At 62.0% G+C, this 17,627-nt stretch carries 13 protein-coding genes; 10 read left to right on the top strand and 3 right to left on the bottom strand.

The window, feature by feature from the left end; genetic code table 11:
* Positions 1 to 59: 59 nt before the first annotated feature.
* Positions 60 to 1,168, bottom strand: a protein-coding gene (locus LDZ23_RS27710) for an IS3-like element ISBcen22 family transposase (protein WP_124633364.1) whose coding sequence is annotated in 2 segments (ribosomal slippage) — positions 60 to 907 and positions 907 to 1,168 — 1,110 coding nt in all. Because the reading frame shifts where the segments join, the coding sequence is not laid out codon by codon here.
* Between the two features lie 237 nt (positions 1,169 to 1,405).
* Between LDZ23_RS27710 and LDZ23_RS27705 the strand changes: the two genes are divergently transcribed.
* The 3 genes from LDZ23_RS27705 (at position 1,406) to ilvD (ending at position 4,428) form a co-directional block, all read left to right on the top strand.
* Positions 1,406 to 1,828 (top strand): nuclear transport factor 2 family protein, encoded by a 423-nt coding sequence (locus tag LDZ23_RS27705; RefSeq protein ID WP_008347086.1) that lies wholly within the window; start codon positions 1,406 to 1,408, stop codon positions 1,826 to 1,828.
* 1 nt (position 1,829) lies between these two features.
* Positions 1,830 to 2,462: a TetR/AcrR family transcriptional regulator gene (locus tag LDZ23_RS27700; protein WP_008347084.1), complete on the top strand. Its 633-nt coding sequence runs from the start codon at positions 1,830 to 1,832 to the stop codon at positions 2,460 to 2,462.
* Positions 2,463 to 2,568: 106 nt separating this feature from the next.
* The gene (ilvD, locus tag LDZ23_RS27695; protein ID WP_008347082.1) at positions 2,569 to 4,428 is read left to right on the top strand and encodes a dihydroxy-acid dehydratase; all 1,860 of its coding nucleotides are present in this window, start codon (positions 2,569 to 2,571) and stop codon (positions 4,426 to 4,428) included.
* Between the two features lie 54 nt (positions 4,429 to 4,482).
* Here the strand turns inward: ilvD and LDZ23_RS27690 are convergent, their stop codons facing one another.
* Both LDZ23_RS27690 and LDZ23_RS27685 read right to left on the bottom strand, forming a co-directional pair.
* Complete coding sequence (locus tag LDZ23_RS27690; protein WP_008347080.1) at positions 4,483 to 5,355, bottom strand: NAD(P)-dependent oxidoreductase; 873 nt, start codon at positions 5,353 to 5,355, stop codon at positions 4,483 to 4,485.
* Between the two features lie 41 nt (positions 5,356 to 5,396).
* Positions 5,397 to 6,725: an MFS transporter gene (locus tag LDZ23_RS27685; protein ID WP_008347078.1), complete on the bottom strand. Its 1,329-nt coding sequence runs from the start codon at positions 6,723 to 6,725 to the stop codon at positions 5,397 to 5,399.
* Positions 6,726 to 7,229: 504 nt separating this feature from the next.
* On the opposite strand from LDZ23_RS27685, the gene LDZ23_RS27680 reads away from it, so the two are divergent.
* The 7 genes from LDZ23_RS27680 to LDZ23_RS27650 all read left to right on the top strand — a co-directional run bounded on the left by LDZ23_RS27680 (position 7,230) and on the right by LDZ23_RS27650 (position 17,601).
* Positions 7,230 to 9,599: a type VI secretion system Vgr family protein gene (locus tag LDZ23_RS27680; RefSeq protein WP_034470226.1), complete on the top strand. Its 2,370-nt coding sequence runs from the start codon at positions 7,230 to 7,232 to the stop codon at positions 9,597 to 9,599.
* Between the two features lie 3 nt (positions 9,600 to 9,602).
* Positions 9,603 to 10,724 (top strand): M23 family metallopeptidase, encoded by a 1,122-nt coding sequence (locus tag LDZ23_RS27675; protein WP_244808307.1) that lies wholly within the window; start codon positions 9,603 to 9,605, stop codon positions 10,722 to 10,724.
* Between the two features lie 56 nt (positions 10,725 to 10,780).
* The gene (locus LDZ23_RS27670) at positions 10,781 to 11,224 is read left to right on the top strand and encodes a hypothetical protein (RefSeq protein WP_244808306.1); all 444 of its coding nucleotides are present in this window, start codon (positions 10,781 to 10,783) and stop codon (positions 11,222 to 11,224) included.
* A complete protein-coding gene (locus LDZ23_RS27665; RefSeq protein WP_008347069.1) occupies positions 11,211 to 11,627 on the top strand; it encodes a hypothetical protein in 417 nt (138 codons plus the stop codon). Before LDZ23_RS27670 ends, LDZ23_RS27665 begins: the two co-directional genes overlap by 14 nt.
* Positions 11,591 to 14,725 (top strand): ImcF-related family protein, encoded by a 3,135-nt coding sequence (locus tag LDZ23_RS27660; RefSeq protein WP_241484845.1) that lies wholly within the window; start codon positions 11,591 to 11,593, stop codon positions 14,723 to 14,725. The genes LDZ23_RS27665 and LDZ23_RS27660 overlap by 37 nt, the downstream gene beginning before the upstream one ends.
* Positions 14,722 to 16,581 (top strand): type VI secretion system baseplate subunit TssF, encoded by a 1,860-nt coding sequence (gene tssF / locus LDZ23_RS27655; protein WP_008347065.1) that lies wholly within the window; start codon positions 14,722 to 14,724, stop codon positions 16,579 to 16,581. Before LDZ23_RS27660 ends, tssF begins: the two co-directional genes overlap by 4 nt.
* A gap of 99 nt (positions 16,582 to 16,680) precedes the next feature.
* Complete coding sequence (locus LDZ23_RS27650) at positions 16,681 to 17,601, top strand: LysR family transcriptional regulator (protein WP_008347062.1); 921 nt, start codon at positions 16,681 to 16,683, stop codon at positions 17,599 to 17,601.
* Positions 17,602 to 17,627: the final 26 nt, after the last annotated feature.

Below are 17,627 nucleotides of genomic sequence, written 5' to 3'. Positions count from 1 at the left end.
GGGTGTTTTTTGAACCGCTTGGATTTCTTGGACAGTGCCGAGCGTTAGTGTTCGGTCTTTCATGAGCCTTCGGCCGTGGGCCGGAGGCTGTATTGCCGGGCGAATTCACCCGGTGTTAGCTCTTTGAGCGCCATGTGAGGTCGAGTCTCATTGTAGTCGCGGCGCCAAGCCTCGATCTCTCGTTTGGCTTCCGCCAACGATTCGAACCAGTGCAGGTTCAGACATTCGTCCCTGAACGAGCCGTTGAATGTCTCGATGAAGCTGTTGTCGGTGGGCTTGCCTGGCCGGCTGAAGTCGATCTGCACCTTGTAGTGGTAGGCCCACATGTCCAGCAGGCGACCCGAGAATTCGCTGCCGTTATCGGCGAACAGGAACCTCGGTGCGCGGCGCTGAGCCACCAAACGATTCAGCACTGACACGACGTCCTCGGCACGCAAGCGCTTGCCTACTTCAATGGCCAGCGCTTCACGGCTAAAGATGTCCACGACCGTCAGGGCGCGCAAGCGGGTGCCGTCGGCTAACTGGTCCGCCACAAAGTCCAGACTCCAGACTTCATTGGGACGAACCGGCACGCAACGCTCGCGGCGCGATACCACCATCTTGCGGCGCTTGGGTAGCTTCGAACGCAGTTGAAGCTGCTCTTCGGCGTAGAGCCGATAGACCCGATTACGGCTCACACGCCAACCTTCACGCTTGAGCAGCACGTGCACGCGCCGGTAGCCATATCGAACGCGCGTCTGCGCAATCTCGCGCATGCGTTGACGCAGTGCCGTTTGCGGGTCCTTGACGCTGCGATAGTAGTGGGTACTGCGAGCTTGCTTGACCAGCCGGCACGCCCGCTGCGTCGGAAGACCGTAGTGATCCACGATGTAGCTCACTGCCTGTCTCTTCAGCGCGGGCGCGGCCACTTTTTTGTGGCGATATCCTGCAGGATGGCCTTGTCCAGACTCAGTTCCGCAACTAGCTTCTTGAGCCGCTCGTTCTCATCCTGGAGTTGCTTCAGTTCGCGGACCTGGTTCGACTCCAGACCCGCGTACTGCTTCTTCCATCGGTAATACGTCTGCTCCGATATCCCGAGCTGCCGAACCAGATCCGCCACCGGCATGCCCAGCTCAGCCTGCTTGAGCGCGGCCACGATCTGCTCCACCGAATATTGCTTGCGCTTCATCGCCAACCTCCCGTTCCTATTGGGAAAATTGCCTCCGAAACACTAACACTCATTTGTGTCCAGGATTTCTAGAGCAGATCAAAAGAGGCTGCGCTTTTTTTTATCTGCGATATGCGCCGATGCATTGAAGTGATTGCATAGCTAACCATCTCGCACCAGACGATATTTCAATCTTGTAATGAGACTGTCGTCTCACTAGAATGAATTGGAAAGCGTGACCTGTGCAAGGAGGCAATCATGACGCTGACTGCTGTCGAGATGGACCGCAAGATCGAAGAGCATTTCGGTTTTGAACGAAGCGACGATGTCGAAGGCGTGCTCGCCACGCTCACCGACGATGTCGAGCACGATGTCGTTGGCTGGCCTGCCGGTCCGGCGCACGGACGCGAGCGCGCGCGGCCGTTCTACGAAGCGTTGTTTGCCGATCTGTCGGAGAGCCGGGTCGAGTGCTTGCGCCGTCTGTATGGCGACGGCTTTGTCATCGACGAGTCGTTGTGGCGCGGCAAGGCGCCGGGCCGGCCGTTCGGGCTCGAAGGCCGTGGGCGTCCGCTGGAATTTCGCATGCTGCATGTCGTCGAATTCAGCGAAAGCGGACAGATTCGCCGTGAAAACGTGTGGGTCGATCTCGCGGCGATCATCGGTCAGTTGCCGCAGGCTTGATATGGCGAAGTCCGAACCGAAGACCCGCGGCAATCAGAAGCAGCGCACGCGCAAGGATCTGCTGAAGGCGGCATCGGCGCTGATGAAGCAAGGGCGCAAGCCCGGGCTGGAAGAGGTCGCGGCAGAAGCGCTCGTGTCGCGTGCGACGGCGTATCGGCATTTCCCGAGCATCGATGCGCTCTTACTCGAAGCATCGCTCGATGTCGACACGCCCGTTGCGAGCCAGCTATTTTCGGCGCGCGCATCGGCCGATCCGGTCGCGCGATTGTTGCGTGTCGACGCCGCGCTCAACGACATGATTCTTGCGAACGAAGCACCGTTGCGCATGATGCTCGCGCATTCGCTGGAGCGGGCGGCGAAGGGCGAATCGCAGGACGACATGCCGCTGCGGCAGAATCGCCGCACACCGTTGATCGAGTCCGCGCTCGAACCCGCGCAAGACGAGTTCAGTCCCGCCGCGCTCGACACGCTCACGCAGGCGCTCGCGCTCGTCATCGGCACGGAGGCGATGATCGTCTGCAAGGACGTGCTGCAACTCGACGACGCACGCGCGCGCAAGGTCAGACGCTGGGCGATTCGCGCGCTGGTGCAGGCGGCGCGTCGAAGCGGAATGGACGAAGCAGGTATGGGATAATCCCAAAATTCGCGCCCACCCGACCCAAAAGGTCGCGGATGCCGCGCGCAAGGGCCCTCACCCCTCGTGGCCCGCTTTCATTCGCGACATTCCAACCGCAACCACGATGCCCACATACCGTTCCAAAACCTCCACCGCCGGACGCAACATGGCGGGCGCGCGCTCCCTCTGGCGCGCCACCGGCATGAAAGACGAAGATTTCTCGAAGCCGATCATCGCCGTCGTCAACTCGTTCACCCAGTTCGTGCCGGGGCACGTTCATCTGAAAGACCTGGGCCAGCTCGTCGCGCGTGAGATCGAAGCCGCGGGCGGCGTGGCGAAGGAGTTCAACACGATCGCGGTCGACGACGGCATCGCGATGGGTCACGACGGCATGCTGTACTCGCTGCCGAGCCGCGACATCATCGCGGATTCGGTCGAATACATGGTCAACGCGCATTGCGCCGACGCCATGGTCTGCATCTCGAACTGCGACAAGATCACGCCGGGCATGTTGATGGCCGCGATGCGCCTGAACATTCCCGTCATTTTCGTTTCGGGCGGCCCGATGGAAGCGGGCAAGACGCGCCTCGCGAATCCGAAGACGAAGGCCATCGAACTGAAGAAGCTCGATCTCGTCGATGCGATGGTGATCGCCGCCGACCAGTCGTATTCCGATGCGGAAGTCGCCGAAGTCGAGCGCTCCGCGTGCCCGACATGCGGCTCGTGCTCAGGCATGTTCACGGCCAACTCGATGAACTGCCTCACCGAAGCGCTCGGTCTCTCGCTGCCCGGCAACGGCACCGTCGTCGCGACGCACGCCGACCGCGAGCAGTTGTTCAAGCGCGCGGGACGCGGCATCGTCGAACTGGCGCGCCGTTATTACGAGCAGGAAGAGGCGCGCGTGCTGCCGCGCTCGGTCGGCTTCAAGGCGTTCGAGAACGCGATGACGCTCGATATCGCGATGGGCGGCTCGACCAACACCATTCTTCACTTGCTGGCGATCGCGCGCGAAGCCGAGATCGACTTCACGATGAAGGACATCGATCGTCTGTCGCGCACCGTGCCGCAGCTGTGCAAGGTCGCGCCGAACACGAACAAGTATCACATCGAAGACGTGCATCGCGCGGGCGGCATCATGGCGATCCTCGGCGAACTGGATCGCGCGGGCAAGCTGCATACCGACGTGCCGACCGTGCACGCGCCGACGCTGAAAGACGCGCTCGCGCAATGGGACGTCAAGCTCACCGACGACGAAGCCGTCAAGACGTTCTACATGGCAGGTCCCGCAGGCGTGCCGACGCAAGTCGCGTTCAGCCAGAACACGCGCTGGCCGAGCCTCGATACGGATCGCGCCGAAGGCTGCATTCGCTCGTACGAGCACGCGTTCTCGAAGGAAGGCGGCCTTGCGGTGCTGACGGGCAACATCGCGCTGGATGGCTGCGTCGTGAAGACGGCGGGCGTCGATGAAAGCATTCTCGTGTTCGAAGGCACGGCGCACGTCACCGAGTCGCAGGACGAAGCCGTCGAGAACATCCTCAATGACAAGGTGAAGGCGGGCGATGTCGTCATCGTTCGATACGAAGGTCCGAAGGGCGGGCCCGGCATGCAGGAAATGCTGTACCCGACGAGCTACATCAAGTCGAAGGGTCTCGGCAAGGCATGCGCGCTGCTGACGGACGGACGTTTCTCGGGCGGCACATCGGGCCTGTCGATCGGTCATTGCTCGCCGGAAGCGGCGGCGGGCGGCGCGATCGGCCTTGTGCGCGACGGCGACAAGATTCGCATCGACATTCCGAATCGCACGATCGACGTGCTGCTCTCCGACGATGAACTCGCGCGCCGTCGCGAAGAGCAGAACGCGAAGGGCTGGAAGCCCGCGAAGCAGCGTCCGCGCAAGGTGTCGGCTGCGCTGAAGGCGTATGCGAAGCAGGTGATGTCGGCGGACAAGGGCGCGGTGCGCGACTTGTCCTTGCTCGACGATTGAGGCTTTAAAGCGCCAGGGAAAGCCGCTCGATGAGCGGCTTTTTTTATCGCAACTTCAATCGCCCAGCAACCTCGGCAACTCCAGCAAAGTACGATGCGCGCCGCCTTGCTCGACCGCATCCGCATACGTCGCGCGCACGGCGCCGGCGATCGCATCGACGGCGTTGTTGTCGCCGGCCATCGTCACGTAGTAGCCGAGATCCTTCAACGCATTGGACATGTGAAACGGCATGCCCGACGGATCGCCGTCGATAAGCGACGGACGCAGCCGCTCGAGCGCCGCGCCACCACCGCCGCCTTTCGCGAGGACATCGACGAAAGTCTGCGCATCGACGCCCGCGCGTTTCGCGCAGGCCGCCGCTTCCGAGATCAGCGCGATCGTGCCGAGCGACACGAAGTTGTGCAGCAGCTTCATGCTGTGTCCCGCGCCCACATCGCCGACGAGCGTCACGTTCTCCGCATAGGTACGCAGCAACGGCTCGATGCGCGCGAACAGCTCGGCCGAAGCGCCGACCAGCAGATTCAGCCGCCCTTCATGCGCTTCTTTCGCGGTGCGCGTCATGGGCGCATCGACGAAGAGGCCGCCCGCTTCCTTCACGAGCGCCGCCATGCGCTGCGTCGATGCGGGCACCGCCGTCGAGCAGTCGATGACGATCGCGCCCGGCTGCAATCCCGCGAGCACGCCATCGGGTGCGGTCAGTACCGCTTCGACTTCGGGCGAGCCCGTCACGCACAGAATGACGATGTCCGATGCGCGCGCGAGCGCCTCGCCGTTCGCGACGGTCTTCACGCCGCCCGCGAGCAGTTCGTCGAGCGGCTGATTGCCGGGATGCTCGACGACCGTCAGCGGATAACCATGCTTCATCACGTTACGCGCGATGCCGTGCCCCATCAGGCCGACACCGATCATGCCGATGCGTTGCTTCATGCTGTGTCTCTCTTCATGTTGTCGTGTAAGTTTGAAAATGCTCAGCGGTTCACGAGGCGCTTGGGCAGCAGCATCGTGAGAACGATGCCGAGCGCGAGGCAGCCGACCATCGAGAAGATCGGCAGCGTCATGCTGCCGGAAGCCTGCTTCAGAAAGCCGACTACATATGGGCCGAAGAAGCCGCCGAGATTGCCGAACGCGCTGATCCATGCGATGCCGACCGCCGCCGCGGCCTGTCCGAGCACGGCCGTCGGCATGCTCCAGAAGAGCGGCGGAAACGACAGCAATCCCGCATTCGCGATGCACAGCGCGATCATGCCGAGCCACAGGTTGTCATGCCAGAGCACCGACAGCGACAAGCCCACCGCGCCCATCAGCAGCAGCGCCGCGACGTGCAAGCGCCGCTCGCCGCGCTTGTCCGCGCTGCGGCCGAACATGACCATCACGACGACCGCGACCGCGTTCGGCAATGCGGCGAGCGCGCCGATCGCGAAGTCGCCGGAGATGCCCATCGACTTGATCATCGTCGGGGCCCAGAAGGTGTAGCCGTAGATGCCGAAGACATCGAGAAAATAGATGAGGCAGAACGCCCACACGAGCGCGCTGGTGAAGAGGCCCTTGTGATTCGATTGCGCCGTTACCGCGCGATCCTCGGCGAGCACGCGCGACAACAACGCGCGATCCGTTTCGCTGAAACGCGGGCTTTGGGTGACGTCGTCGTCGAGTCCCTTCCATGTATAGACCGCCGCGAGAAACGCGGGCAATGCCTCGACGATGAAGATCCACTTCCAGCCTGGCAACTGCATGAGACCATCGAAGTACTGCATGATGAACCCGGTCAGCGGCGAACCGATGAGACCCGCCAGCGCGAGCGCCGCATAGAACATGCTGAGGATGCGCGCGCGGCGGTTGCGCGGAAACGACTGGCCGATATAGAAGACGATCGCCGGAATGAAGCCCGCTTCCGCGACGCCGAGCAGGCAGCGCATCACATAGAACTGCATGGGCGTGGAGACGAAGGCCGTGAGGCCCGACACGATGCCCCACGACAGAATGATGCGCGTGATCCATCGGCGCGCGCCGACGCGTTGCAGGATGATGTTGCTCGGCACTTCGAAGACCACATAGCCGAGAAAGAAGATGCCCGCGCCGAAGCCGAACACGGCATCGGAGAAACCGAGTTGCTGCGCCATCTGCAGCTTCGCGAAGCTCACATTCACGCGATCGATGTACGACGTGATGTACGCGAACATCAGGATCGGCAGGATTTGCAGCGCGAGGCGGCGAAAGATCCGGTCCGCAGTGGCCGCATCGTGTGACGCAGCGGGCGATGCCGCGCCTTGCGGCATGTTGGTCGCATCGATTTCCACGTCTGTCTCCGTATTTGTTTTTGCGTCCCTGCTCGCGCGGGACGCGGCGGGACAGAAGAAATGTAGCGGCTGCTGAGCGCGAGTGATATGCGAAATCGTTGAAGCGGGCTTTCGAATAGTTCGAACACGGGGTGGAGGGCGGGGCGGGATTTGATCCGGGTTTTCCTGTATGGCCCGCGACGCAGCGAGTGTTCGCTCTGGACAGCGAGTTGAAAGAATGTGCGATCCGGCTTCCTCACCCCGATCGGATCGGTGAAGAAGAGTTGAATTTTCTCTCGATTCTTCAAGTCTGCTGCTCAAAGGCAATTTCTCATTCTTTCAATCACGCGCTTCGATCTCATGGTATGGGCGATGTCCGAATTCTGATTTCTTTAATCAATAGGTCGTGAATGTCAAACAAATACCGATCAGCCGGGTTGACCTATTTGTGATGCAATCCTAAATTCATCGGTCCAAAGAAAAACGATTAATGCTTGAGTTCGTTGAACAGAATAAGGATCGCGTATGAATGCTGTGACGAAAAATCTGACCGACGCGCTGCGCCATCCGAGTGCGCGCCTTGCGCAGATTTTGAACGTGTGGATCGGCACGCTGGATCTCGATCTGGATGTTCTGAAATTCAAAGTAAAAGCGGGCCTGTGCGAGGACTATAAGGTCGATGTGACGGTGACCTCGCCGCAGCTCGACATCGACGGCAAGACCGTGGTCGGGCGACGTGCAGGGCTGCAGATCGACGAGCGGGTGGCCGTGCCCTCGGTCGACTACGTCGCGCCTGTCAATCACGAGGCCGCGACGTTCAATGGCGTCGTCACCCGATGCAAACGCATCGGGACAAACCGGGACGAGGCCACTTATAAAATCCGCATCGAGCCAAGGTTCGCCGCCCTTTGCAAGCAAGTGCAGAAATCGGATGTCTTCAGCAACGTGACGTTTCAGGAGCTGGTCACGCAACTGCTGATCGACCGGACGAACTTCGACGCCTTCGATGTCGAGTTCCATCTGGAAGGCGCGCAGGAGAAGATGGAACAGATCGTGATGTACGAGGAGTCCGTTTGGGACATGATCACTCGTCACGCGAAACGAAAAGGCATTGCGTGGTTCTATAAACAGGCGCGCGGCCAGGACGGGCAACTGGACACATTGGTGTTCACGGACAATCCGCGCGGTTACGTGCGCTCAATCGACATACCGCTGATGCCGGATTCCGGGCTCAACAACAACTGGCACGAAGCGGTGCTGTCGATTAGTGAGGCACGCGCGCTGGTGCCGGCATCGATAGAAGTATGGGAGCGCAATTACCGCACGCCCGAAGATCCTCTGCGGGCCACAGCGAAGGTTTCAGGCACGGCTGACGATCGCTCGGTGTTCGGTCAGATCAACCGCAGCGCGGAGTTTCATCTGACGCGGCAGCAGGGCGAAGCGCTCGCGCAAACGCGGCGCGACGAGCAGATCGCGAAGCAAGCGAAGATCTCCGGCAAGACCAATGCGAAGGGCGTGGCGCCGGGCATCGTGGTGAGGCTGATCAACACGAAGCTTGCCAGCGCGCCATACGGCTTCGTGATCGAAACGATGACGATGACGGGCAGCCGCACGAAACCGGCGCTCGTGCGCTTCAAGGCAATGCCCGCGCATCTCGCCTACCGCCCCGAATTCGTGTACGAGCGCGATTGGCGGTTTCTGAAGGGTCCGGTCGTCGGCGTGGTCACGACGTTCGACTCGTCGCCTTACGGCTGTATGGATGAACACGGCCGGTATCCCGTTCTGCCCAAGTTCCTGCAAGGAACGGGCAATACTGACAAGCAACTGCTGAAGCTGCGTCTGCTGCGTCCGTTCTCGTCGTATCAAGGCGGCTTTCATTCGCCCTTGCTTCCGTCCACGGAAGTTCTGCTCTCGGGCGCGCATGCTGACATCGATCGCCTACACATTTCCGGCGCGTTGCATGACTATTCGCATCCTGACTTGGTGCGGGGCACGGATTCCTTGTTCAGTTACGCCATCTGGCGCTCGCCGCTGCTCGGCGCGGAAGTCGTGTTCAACGATCTGCAAGGTAAGGAAAGTGCGCGCATCGCCACGGTGTACTGCCAGTCGGCGGTGAACCAGGGCTATCTGCTCAACAGTAAGAAGCTTCCTCGCGGAGAGGGCTTCGAAATCACGACGCAGGCGTGGGGCACGATGCGCGCGGCGAAAGGACTGTTTCTCTCGGCGGACGCGGCCGCCGGAGTCGACACGCCGCACCTTGAAATGCCCGCGGCAATACAGCAGTTGAAGGCCGCACTGCAACGTGTGACGGATCTGGCGACGGCGACCACGCAGGCGAAAGCCGATCCGGCTGATCGAGCCACGCAATCGGCCTTGCTGCAAGCGCTCGATCAGCTTCGCGATGCGGGGCTGCTGGCTAGCGCCCCGGGCGGTATGGCGTTCGTGACGCCGAAGTCGACGCAGCATTCAGCGGGTGAGAACGTGATCGTAAGCGCGGGCCAGGACATGGACGTGAGTATTACGCGGCGACTGCGCATGGTGGCGGGCGAACTGATTTCGCTATGCGCGCTTCGACTGGGCATCAAGGTCTTTTCGAAGGGGAAGATCGAGGTGCAAGCGCAGGATGCGCCCATGGATGTGTTCGCCGATCAGCAACTGCACCTGTCGAGCGCGAACGCGAACGTGCTGGTCAATGGCAAGACGAAGGCGGTGCTGGCGAGCGGCGGCGCGGCGATCAAGATCGAGAACGGAAGTGTCGAGGTGATTTGTCCGGGGGACTTCAGGATCAAGGCGGGGTCGTTTACGTTCGAGGGGCCGGAGAACGCCGATAAGCCATTACCCGGGCTGCCTGCGAGCGATTTTAAGCCGACCAATTCTTATCCACTGACGCGTTGATTCATGATTATCAGCCCACCCTTCCTTCCGGCGGCGGGCCTGACCGCTGCCGACAACGCAGCGAACCTGCCGAGGCTCGATCCGATGATGGATCTGGTCGACACCTTTGAACTTGCGCACGGCACTTACCCGATCGCGTTCGACCGGCGCTGGCATTGTGGCGTGCATCTGATGCCGACGATGCAGAACGAGAAGGTTCGCGCCATCGCCGACGGTGACGTTGTGGCGTATCGCGTATGCCAGAAGCCCTACGATGGCGGAGACGGCCGACGTGATAGCCACGCGGGCTTCGTGCTGCTCAAGCACACGACCGAGACGGGCGAAGGCCGGACGTTGACGTTCTACTCGCTGTATATGCACCTGCTGGATCTTGACAGCTACGGCTCGATGAACGCGGACGGAAGGCAGCTTCCCGAGTTCCTGCGCCTGCCTTCTCCGGGCGGCGATCAGGAGCCGGCGCCTGCTCAATCCGGCGGCAACCTAAAAGTGCGCAGAAAGGATGTGCTTGGCTGGATCGGCGGATGCCACGGTCAGCAGCATTTGCACTTCGAAATCTTCATGACCAAATCGGATCACGACGCGTGTTTCGGACGCACTCAACTCGGAAGTCTGACTGCGAGCACGGCCACGGGCAGCGACTGCTGGGGCCATAACTACTTCGTAATTCCCGCGGGCCGATCGTTTCTCAGGTTGCCGACGGGTGCAGACTCACATGGCAAGCTCAGAGGCATTGTCTTCACGGCGTTAGATGCAGGATCGAACGTCGAGCCGCTTTTTGTGGAGATCTACTTCCACAAGGGCGACAAGTACACGAATGTTTGGAAGATAGCGAGTGACGGAAGGCGTACTTTGCTTACATCCTCGCCGGTGAAGGAAAGAGACTACGAGTACGACATGTATAAGCGGGCCACGGCCCTGTATCCGGCATGCGCAAGCGATGGCTATGAGTTGCTGCGCTTCGGTCGAATTCTTTCGCCGTCTCCCACGCTGAGGACGCCTGCGGAATGCAGCACCTGGATAAGGATGACATTCGCGGCCGGACAGGAGGGCTACATCGACGTGAGCGATAGTGCGATCGTGAAGCTGACGGATGGCTCGACACCCGCGAACGCCGCGCGCTGCTGATCCTCGCCTACGCCTGGCACGACACCGACCCGCCCGAGCGAAGCAGCGAGGCCGCCGTGGCGGTGCTTCTGAACGCGGGCTTCTATCAACTGCCGGAATCCGTGCAGGCACTCGCGACGTTGCATCGTCCGATCGAAGATCAAGCCGACGTCGCCACGCTTCGCGACCTCGCGCTCAATGCGGCGCTCTGGGGCAAGACCGATGCGAGCAACATCACTCACGCCTGGCTCACGCGCCTGAACGCCGAGCACGACCGCACGCTGCTCGATGAACTCAAGCGCGCCGGGTTTGCGGGCATCGCCACGCACGAAACACACCGGCGACCCGATCGCATCGTCGGTGACACTGGCGCCGCGACGCCGTGGCTTTGCATCGCAGCGGCCATCGAATCCGGCGAAGCCGGCCCCCATTTGATCCTCGACCGGGCGCAGGCTGCCATCCTCTACGTTCAACCTACCGTATCGCATGACAACCCCGAGCAGCAATTTGAACGCGCTTGACTCGCAAATATCCAAACGCACGGACTCCGGCTTTCTCAAGATCTGGGGCTTTACATTGGCCGCTATGCTCGTCGCCGTGGCGTCGGCCGCGGTGGCGTGGTGGGGTCGCCCCGACTTCACGCACTTGACCACCCTCGAGATGCGTGTGTCCGCGCTGCTCAAAATCCTGGGCGTACTCATCATCGTGCTGGGCGCGCACTTCGCTGCCATCCTGTTCGGTCTCTATGAGAAAGTGATGGCGCGCCTCGACGGATTGAGCAGCGAAAAGCAGTCCGCGACGATCCAACGAGACGCGCGCCTGCAATATTTGCGCGATGAACTGCGCACATCGTTTGGTTGGCGCTGGCGTCGCGCGATACGTGGCTCATGCTCACTGGCGACGATGCCCTCATCGACGCGGTAGCTCCGGATCTCAAACAGACCGCCGTGTTGCGCACGGGTGAGATCGTGCTGGTGCACGCCGCGCCGAACGGCATCGATGCGCAAACGTGGCGTCATCAGCTTCGCCGTATGTGTCGCGCGCATCCGATCGATGCCGTTATCCCTGTGTTGCGAACAAGCGAGCAATCGCCCTCCGACGATGAACTGCCCCGCACGCTGTCGAACCTCGCGCGCGATCTCGGTTGGGCCGCGCCGGTCGTCTTTCTGCATGCCGTCGAAGCGAGCGGCATGCATCAGAACGATTTTCGTCCTGTCGGTGCATTCACTATTGCTTCACAACGCGCCGATGCACGGGTCGCGACCGACGAACTGAATCGGCAACTGAACGTACTCGAAGAGATGACGGCCCACGCGAGCATCATGCTATGCGCTCGCCCGAAGCCGATTGTCTGGCTCGCGCAGGTCTCTCAATACCTCACCGCGCATCGCGAACGCGTGCTGACGACATGGCGGGCACATTCGATATCGAAATGGCGGCGCGCGCCGCTCGCGGGCATGATGTTCGCGCCGGTATTCGCCGGGCCAGTTGTGCCGACACCCGTGCCAGCCGATCATGACGATGTCGCCAAAGATGCCGCCGAGCGCGCTAGACAGCACGCCGGGGCATCACGTGAGCAGCCTCGCGCGCTGCAATCGATCTGGCCGGAAATCGTCGCGCACATGAAGAAGCACGACGGTCGCCGTGTCGGCTTTTACTGGCCCAACGCGCTCGCAGCTTTGGTGTTGGTGACGGCGATCGGCTGGTGCGTGACGATGAGCGTGTCATTCATCGGCAATCGTTCCATCATGAACGATGCGCAATCAGCAAGCGACGCCGCGCTCGCAGCAAAGCCAGGCACCGCGGCGGCGTTGCGCGCGCAACTCGCGCTGCAACAGAGAATCGACACGCTTGAATATCGTCAGCAGCACGGCGCGCCGTGGTATCTGCGCGCGGGCCTGAACCACAACGATGACATCCTCGCCGCGCTGTGGCCGTCTTACGCCATCGTGTCGGCGCGCAATCTACGCGATCCGGCCGCGCATCGACTTGAAGCAACGCTAGCCCAACTCGCGCAGTCCCGCGCCGACGCGCTGCCCAGCAACGAAGAGCAGCAGCGGGACTACAACGCGCTGAAGACTTATTTGATGCTCGCGCACCCGCAGCACGCCGATGCCGCGTATCTGACCAAGCGACTGCCCGCAGCGTGGCCGGTTGTGACGGACATGAGCACAGGCGAATGGCTCGATACGTCGCAGCGCTTGTCGTCGTTCTACGCGTCGCATTTGCGCGCCCATCCGGAGTGGCGCTTGAACGCATCGAACGATCTGACCATCGCCGCGCGCAATATGCTCGTCAACCAGATCGGCCTGCAGAATTCCGACGACACGCTCTACCAATCCGTGCTCGAACAGGCCAAGGGAAAGTACGCGGACATCACGCTGGCATCGCTCATCGACGGCGCGGATGCGCGTGGTCTCTTCACGACCAGCCAGACCGTCTCCGGCATCTACACGCGCGCTGCATGGGACGGCATGATCGGCGATGCAATCGACAAGGCGGCGAAGGAAGGGCGCGTCGCCGCCGACTGGGTGCTCGCCGATGAACGCGCCGCCCGCATACCGGGTGCGGCGCTCGAAGCGCAACAGGACATCGAAGAAGCGAAGCGGCGCTTGCATGCGCGCTATTTCGCGGATTACACCGCCGCATGGCAGGCGATGCTCAATAGCATCCAGTGGCGCAGCGCATCGAATCTGAGCGATGCAATCAGCCAGTTGACGCGTCTGACGGATGCGCAAACGTCACCGCTGATCGCGCTGATGAAGGCAGTCGAATATCAGGCGCAGGCGGGCCGTGCGTCGCAGGCGCTGACCGATACGCTCGTGCGCAAGGCGCAGGATCTGATCGCTAACAAGACCGGCGTTGCAGCCGCGCCGGAAATCAATCCGCTTGATAAACCCTTCGGTCCGCTGCTCGCGCTCATGGGCGACGATGTGGTGACTGGCCACGGCAAGTCCAGCACGAAATCGAAGAACGCGGCGGACTTCAGCGGCGTGAGTCTCGCGCACTTTCTGACCGTAGCGACAACGATGCGCCTGAAGTTGCAGCAGATCGCGGCCAGCGCGGACGCACAGGCGATGTCCCGTCAGATGGCGCAAGCCGTGTTTCAGGGCAAACTCTCGGAACTCACTCAAGCGCGCGACGATGCAGCATTGACCGCCGCGAGCCTCGGCTCGCAGTGGTCGGGCTTCGGCGATGCGCTCTTCGCCAAACCGCTCGATGTGGCATGGCAAACGATCCTTCAGCCCGCAGCAGCGAGCCTGAACGACGCATGGCGAGCGTCAGTCGCGGCGCCGTTCGCGAGCGCCTTCGACGGTCACTATCCATTCGCCGACACCGCATCCGACGCCTCATTCGTCGAGCTCGGCCGCTACATCAAGCCGGAGACGGGTCTGATCGCGCGCTTCGTCACGACGCAACTCGCGGGCATGCTGCAGCCGCAGGGCAACGCGTGGACCCCGAACGAACTCGCGCCGCAAGCGCTGCAATTCGATCCGGAGTTTTTATCGGCGCTGCGTCAATTGTCGACGCTCGGCGCGCAACTGTATGCACAAGGCGATGCGAGCTACCGCATCCAGATCATGGCGACCCCGACGCCAGAAGTCGTGCGCAGCATCCTCACGGTCGATCAGACGAAGATCGAGTATTTCAATCAACGTGAATCGTTCACGCCGATCGTCTGGCCGGGAAATGGTCGCGACGGGCAGGCGATGCTGACGTGGGAATCGCTGACTGCCGGGACGCGCGTCGCGTTCAGTGCCGTCGGTGACTGGGCATTCCTTCGATTGCTGGGCACGGCGAACATCAAGCCGCTCGACAGCACGAACTACGCGCTGACACTCAATCACGACAATGACTATCCGCTGCATTACGTGATGAAGACGCAGGTCGGCGCGGGACCGCTCGATCTGCTCAAGCTGCGCGGCTTCAAGATGCCGCAGCGTGTCTTCATCGCCGGCAAGAGCGCTGTGTACGCGGGCGCGCCGTCGTTGCCGCCCTTGCCAGCGGAGATACAGCCGTGACCGCGCCGTGGAAGCGTTCGGCGCTGGAACACGAGAATCCGTTCCTGAAGTACTTCGATGCGGAGATGCGCTACTTGCGCGCGGCATCGGCGGAGTTCGCTCAAGCACATCCCGACGCCGCGCGTCGCCTGGACATGCGTTATGGCGACGTGGGCGACAGCGCGCGCGCGACCTTCGAAGGCTTTGCGCTGCTCACGGCGCGTCTACGTATGAAGCTCGATGACGGCGCTCCGGAATTCACGGAAACGCTGATCGACAACCTGTACGAACATGCGGCGCGCGCGATTCCATCGCTGTCGATCATCGAATGCACGCCGATTGGTCGCGGAGTTGCTTCGGCAACGCAGATTCCCGCGGGGGCCGCCGTGCGGTCGACGCCTGTCGGTCCGGATCAGGTCAAGTGTCTCTATCGGACGACGCAGACGGTGAAGTTGTTGCCACTTTCGGTCGAAGATGCAGAGATCGCGGTCCGCGATGGCGGACGCACCGTGATTCGCCTTACGTTCCGGTTGTGGCTTGGCGAGCAACGCGAGGCGGTTGATTTGTCGCGCATCCGTCTTTACTTGCACGGCGACCGGCCTGCCGCCTCCGCGCTGTACGCGGCGCTGACGCGCCAAGTCGAATCGATCAGCCTGCGCCTGCCTACAGTGCGCGATGGCGAGTTGCAACCGCTCGAAGACGTGCGCTTCGAAGCGGCAGGCTTTGGTCCGTCCGCGCGGCTGTGGCCGGTCACGGAGCCCGAGCGTGACCGCGGGCTGGATCGCGAACAGACGCTGTTGGAATACTTCGTGTTCCCGCAGAAATTCAACTTCGTCGATCTATGCGGCTTCGATGCGTCGATGCTGCCGATGGGTGAATCGCAAATGACCTTCGAGATCGAACTGAACGCTCGCGTGCCTGGCGACTATCCGGTCAGTCGCGACAGCTTTCGTCTCTTCTGCACGCCCGTGATCAATCTGTTCGAAGTGGACGCGTTGCCGCTGCGGCCGACAGACCGGCATGACCGCGAGCATCGCGTACGTCTGCAGCAGGATGTGGCGGGGCACGTCGAGCCGTATCACGTGCTCGCGGTGACGGCGGCCGATCCGGAAGACAGCGCGCGCCACGCCTACGGCGCATTCACGAGCTTCCGCCATCGCGGCTGGACGCTGCGCTACGAGAAGCCTGAGCGGTATTTCCATACCTCGATGCGCTTTGGCGTAACCGGCCGCGAACTCTGGGTGACGCTTTCCGGTTCGCTCTGGGAGCGCTTCCATGCGGATGCCCGACACGATGAGAATCGTCCAAAGCCGGACGGCTACCTGACGGTTCGCGCGCTCGCGAACAACGGACGCCTGCCGCGCATGGCGCTGTCCGAGGCGACGATCAACGAGACCGTGTCGGGTTTTACCGGCATCGCTTCCGTGCGCAATCTGACAGCGCCGACTTTGCCGCTCTATCCTCCGCGCTATCACCCGGAGTACGACTGGCGCGTGCTCGGGCACTACACGGCAGGCGGCGCGAATGAGTTGAACATGATCGGGATGGGCGGCGTGGTGGTGCTCCGTGAGGCGCTGGAGCTCTACGACTGGTCACACGACGAAAGCATCGCGCGACGCATCGATGCGATTCGAGACGTGCGGCTGTCCGAGCATGAAAGCGTGGGAAAGGGGCATATGCGCTTCGAGATTCGCGTTCACGTCCGGCTCGATGCGAGTGCGTTTGACGGACCCGGCGATGCGACGCTCTTCGGCGATGTGCTGAGCCGCTTCGTTGGCCGCTATGCAAGCTTCCATCACGCGACGCGGCTCGTGCTGGATATCGACGGCAAGGACACGCTTTTTCCGCTCATGGAATTCGAGGGTGCGCCTTTCTAACAGCCGCATCGCTCAGGGTTTTCCTGTATCCCTCCACGCCACAGCAATCCCAACCCAATGCCATACTCCCCGGAATAAATTTCCACGGAGCATCCGGTTTTGTTCGATCTCACGTCGCTGGCTCTCTTTCTGCGCGCCGTCGAAATGGGCAGCCTGTCCAAGGCGGCGCAGCAATCGCATATGTCGCTATCGACGGCGAGCCGGCGCATCGCGCTGCTCGAACATCACTTTCGCGTGGGGCTTCTGAATCGCACGTCGGCGGGTGTCGAGCCCACGCCGGCCGGCGAAGCGCTCGCGCGTCACGCCACGGAACTGCTGCTCAGGACCGACGCGATCTATAGCGAGCTATCCGATTACACGAAAGGCTCCGTCGGCCGCGTGCGCGTGTTCGCCAATATCTCCGCGATCAGCCAGGACTTGCCCGATCATCTGCGTGCGTTCTCCCAGCGCTATCAGGACATCAAGCTGCATATCAGCGAATTGCGCAGCATGGACATTCTTCAGGCGCTGCGCGAAGGGCGCGCGGATGTCGGCGTGGTGACGTCGCAGAGCGGCATGGAAGGCATTCGCCTCGCGCCGTATTGCACGGATCGCATCAGCGTCGTCGTGCCCGAAGATCACGTTCTGCAAGGCGATCAGATCGATTTCGCCGCGCTGCTCGAGCACGATATCGTCGGTCTGGACGATAAGGCCGAAGTCACGCGCATGCTCGTCAAGGAAGCCGCGCTCGCGGGCCGCGCGATCCGCTTTCGCGTACAGGTGCAAAGCTTCGAAGGCATGTGCAGGCTGATCGCGGCGGGGCAGGGCATCGGCGTGTTGCCCGAAGGCGCGGTGCGGCTCTTTCGCGAACCCATGCGTCTGCGCTTCATTCGCCTGACGAATCCGTGGGCCGAGCGCGTGATGTCGGTCGGCATACGCGTGGGCGCGGCGCCTTTGCCCGCGCGCAGGCTCTTCGATTATCTGAGCGGACTCGCGCCCGCATCGCTCGTCGCGCCCGGCGGGGAACGCGCCGCAAGCTGAGCCCTTGCGGATATTCGAAGACTCCC

This window comes from Caballeronia zhejiangensis (genome assembly GCF_022879815.1).
GTDB classification, from domain to species: domain Bacteria; phylum Pseudomonadota; class Gammaproteobacteria; order Burkholderiales; family Burkholderiaceae; genus Caballeronia; species Caballeronia zhejiangensis.
Note: the sequence above shows the minus strand (reverse complement) of the source record. Positions and strands in the feature narration are given on the sequence as shown.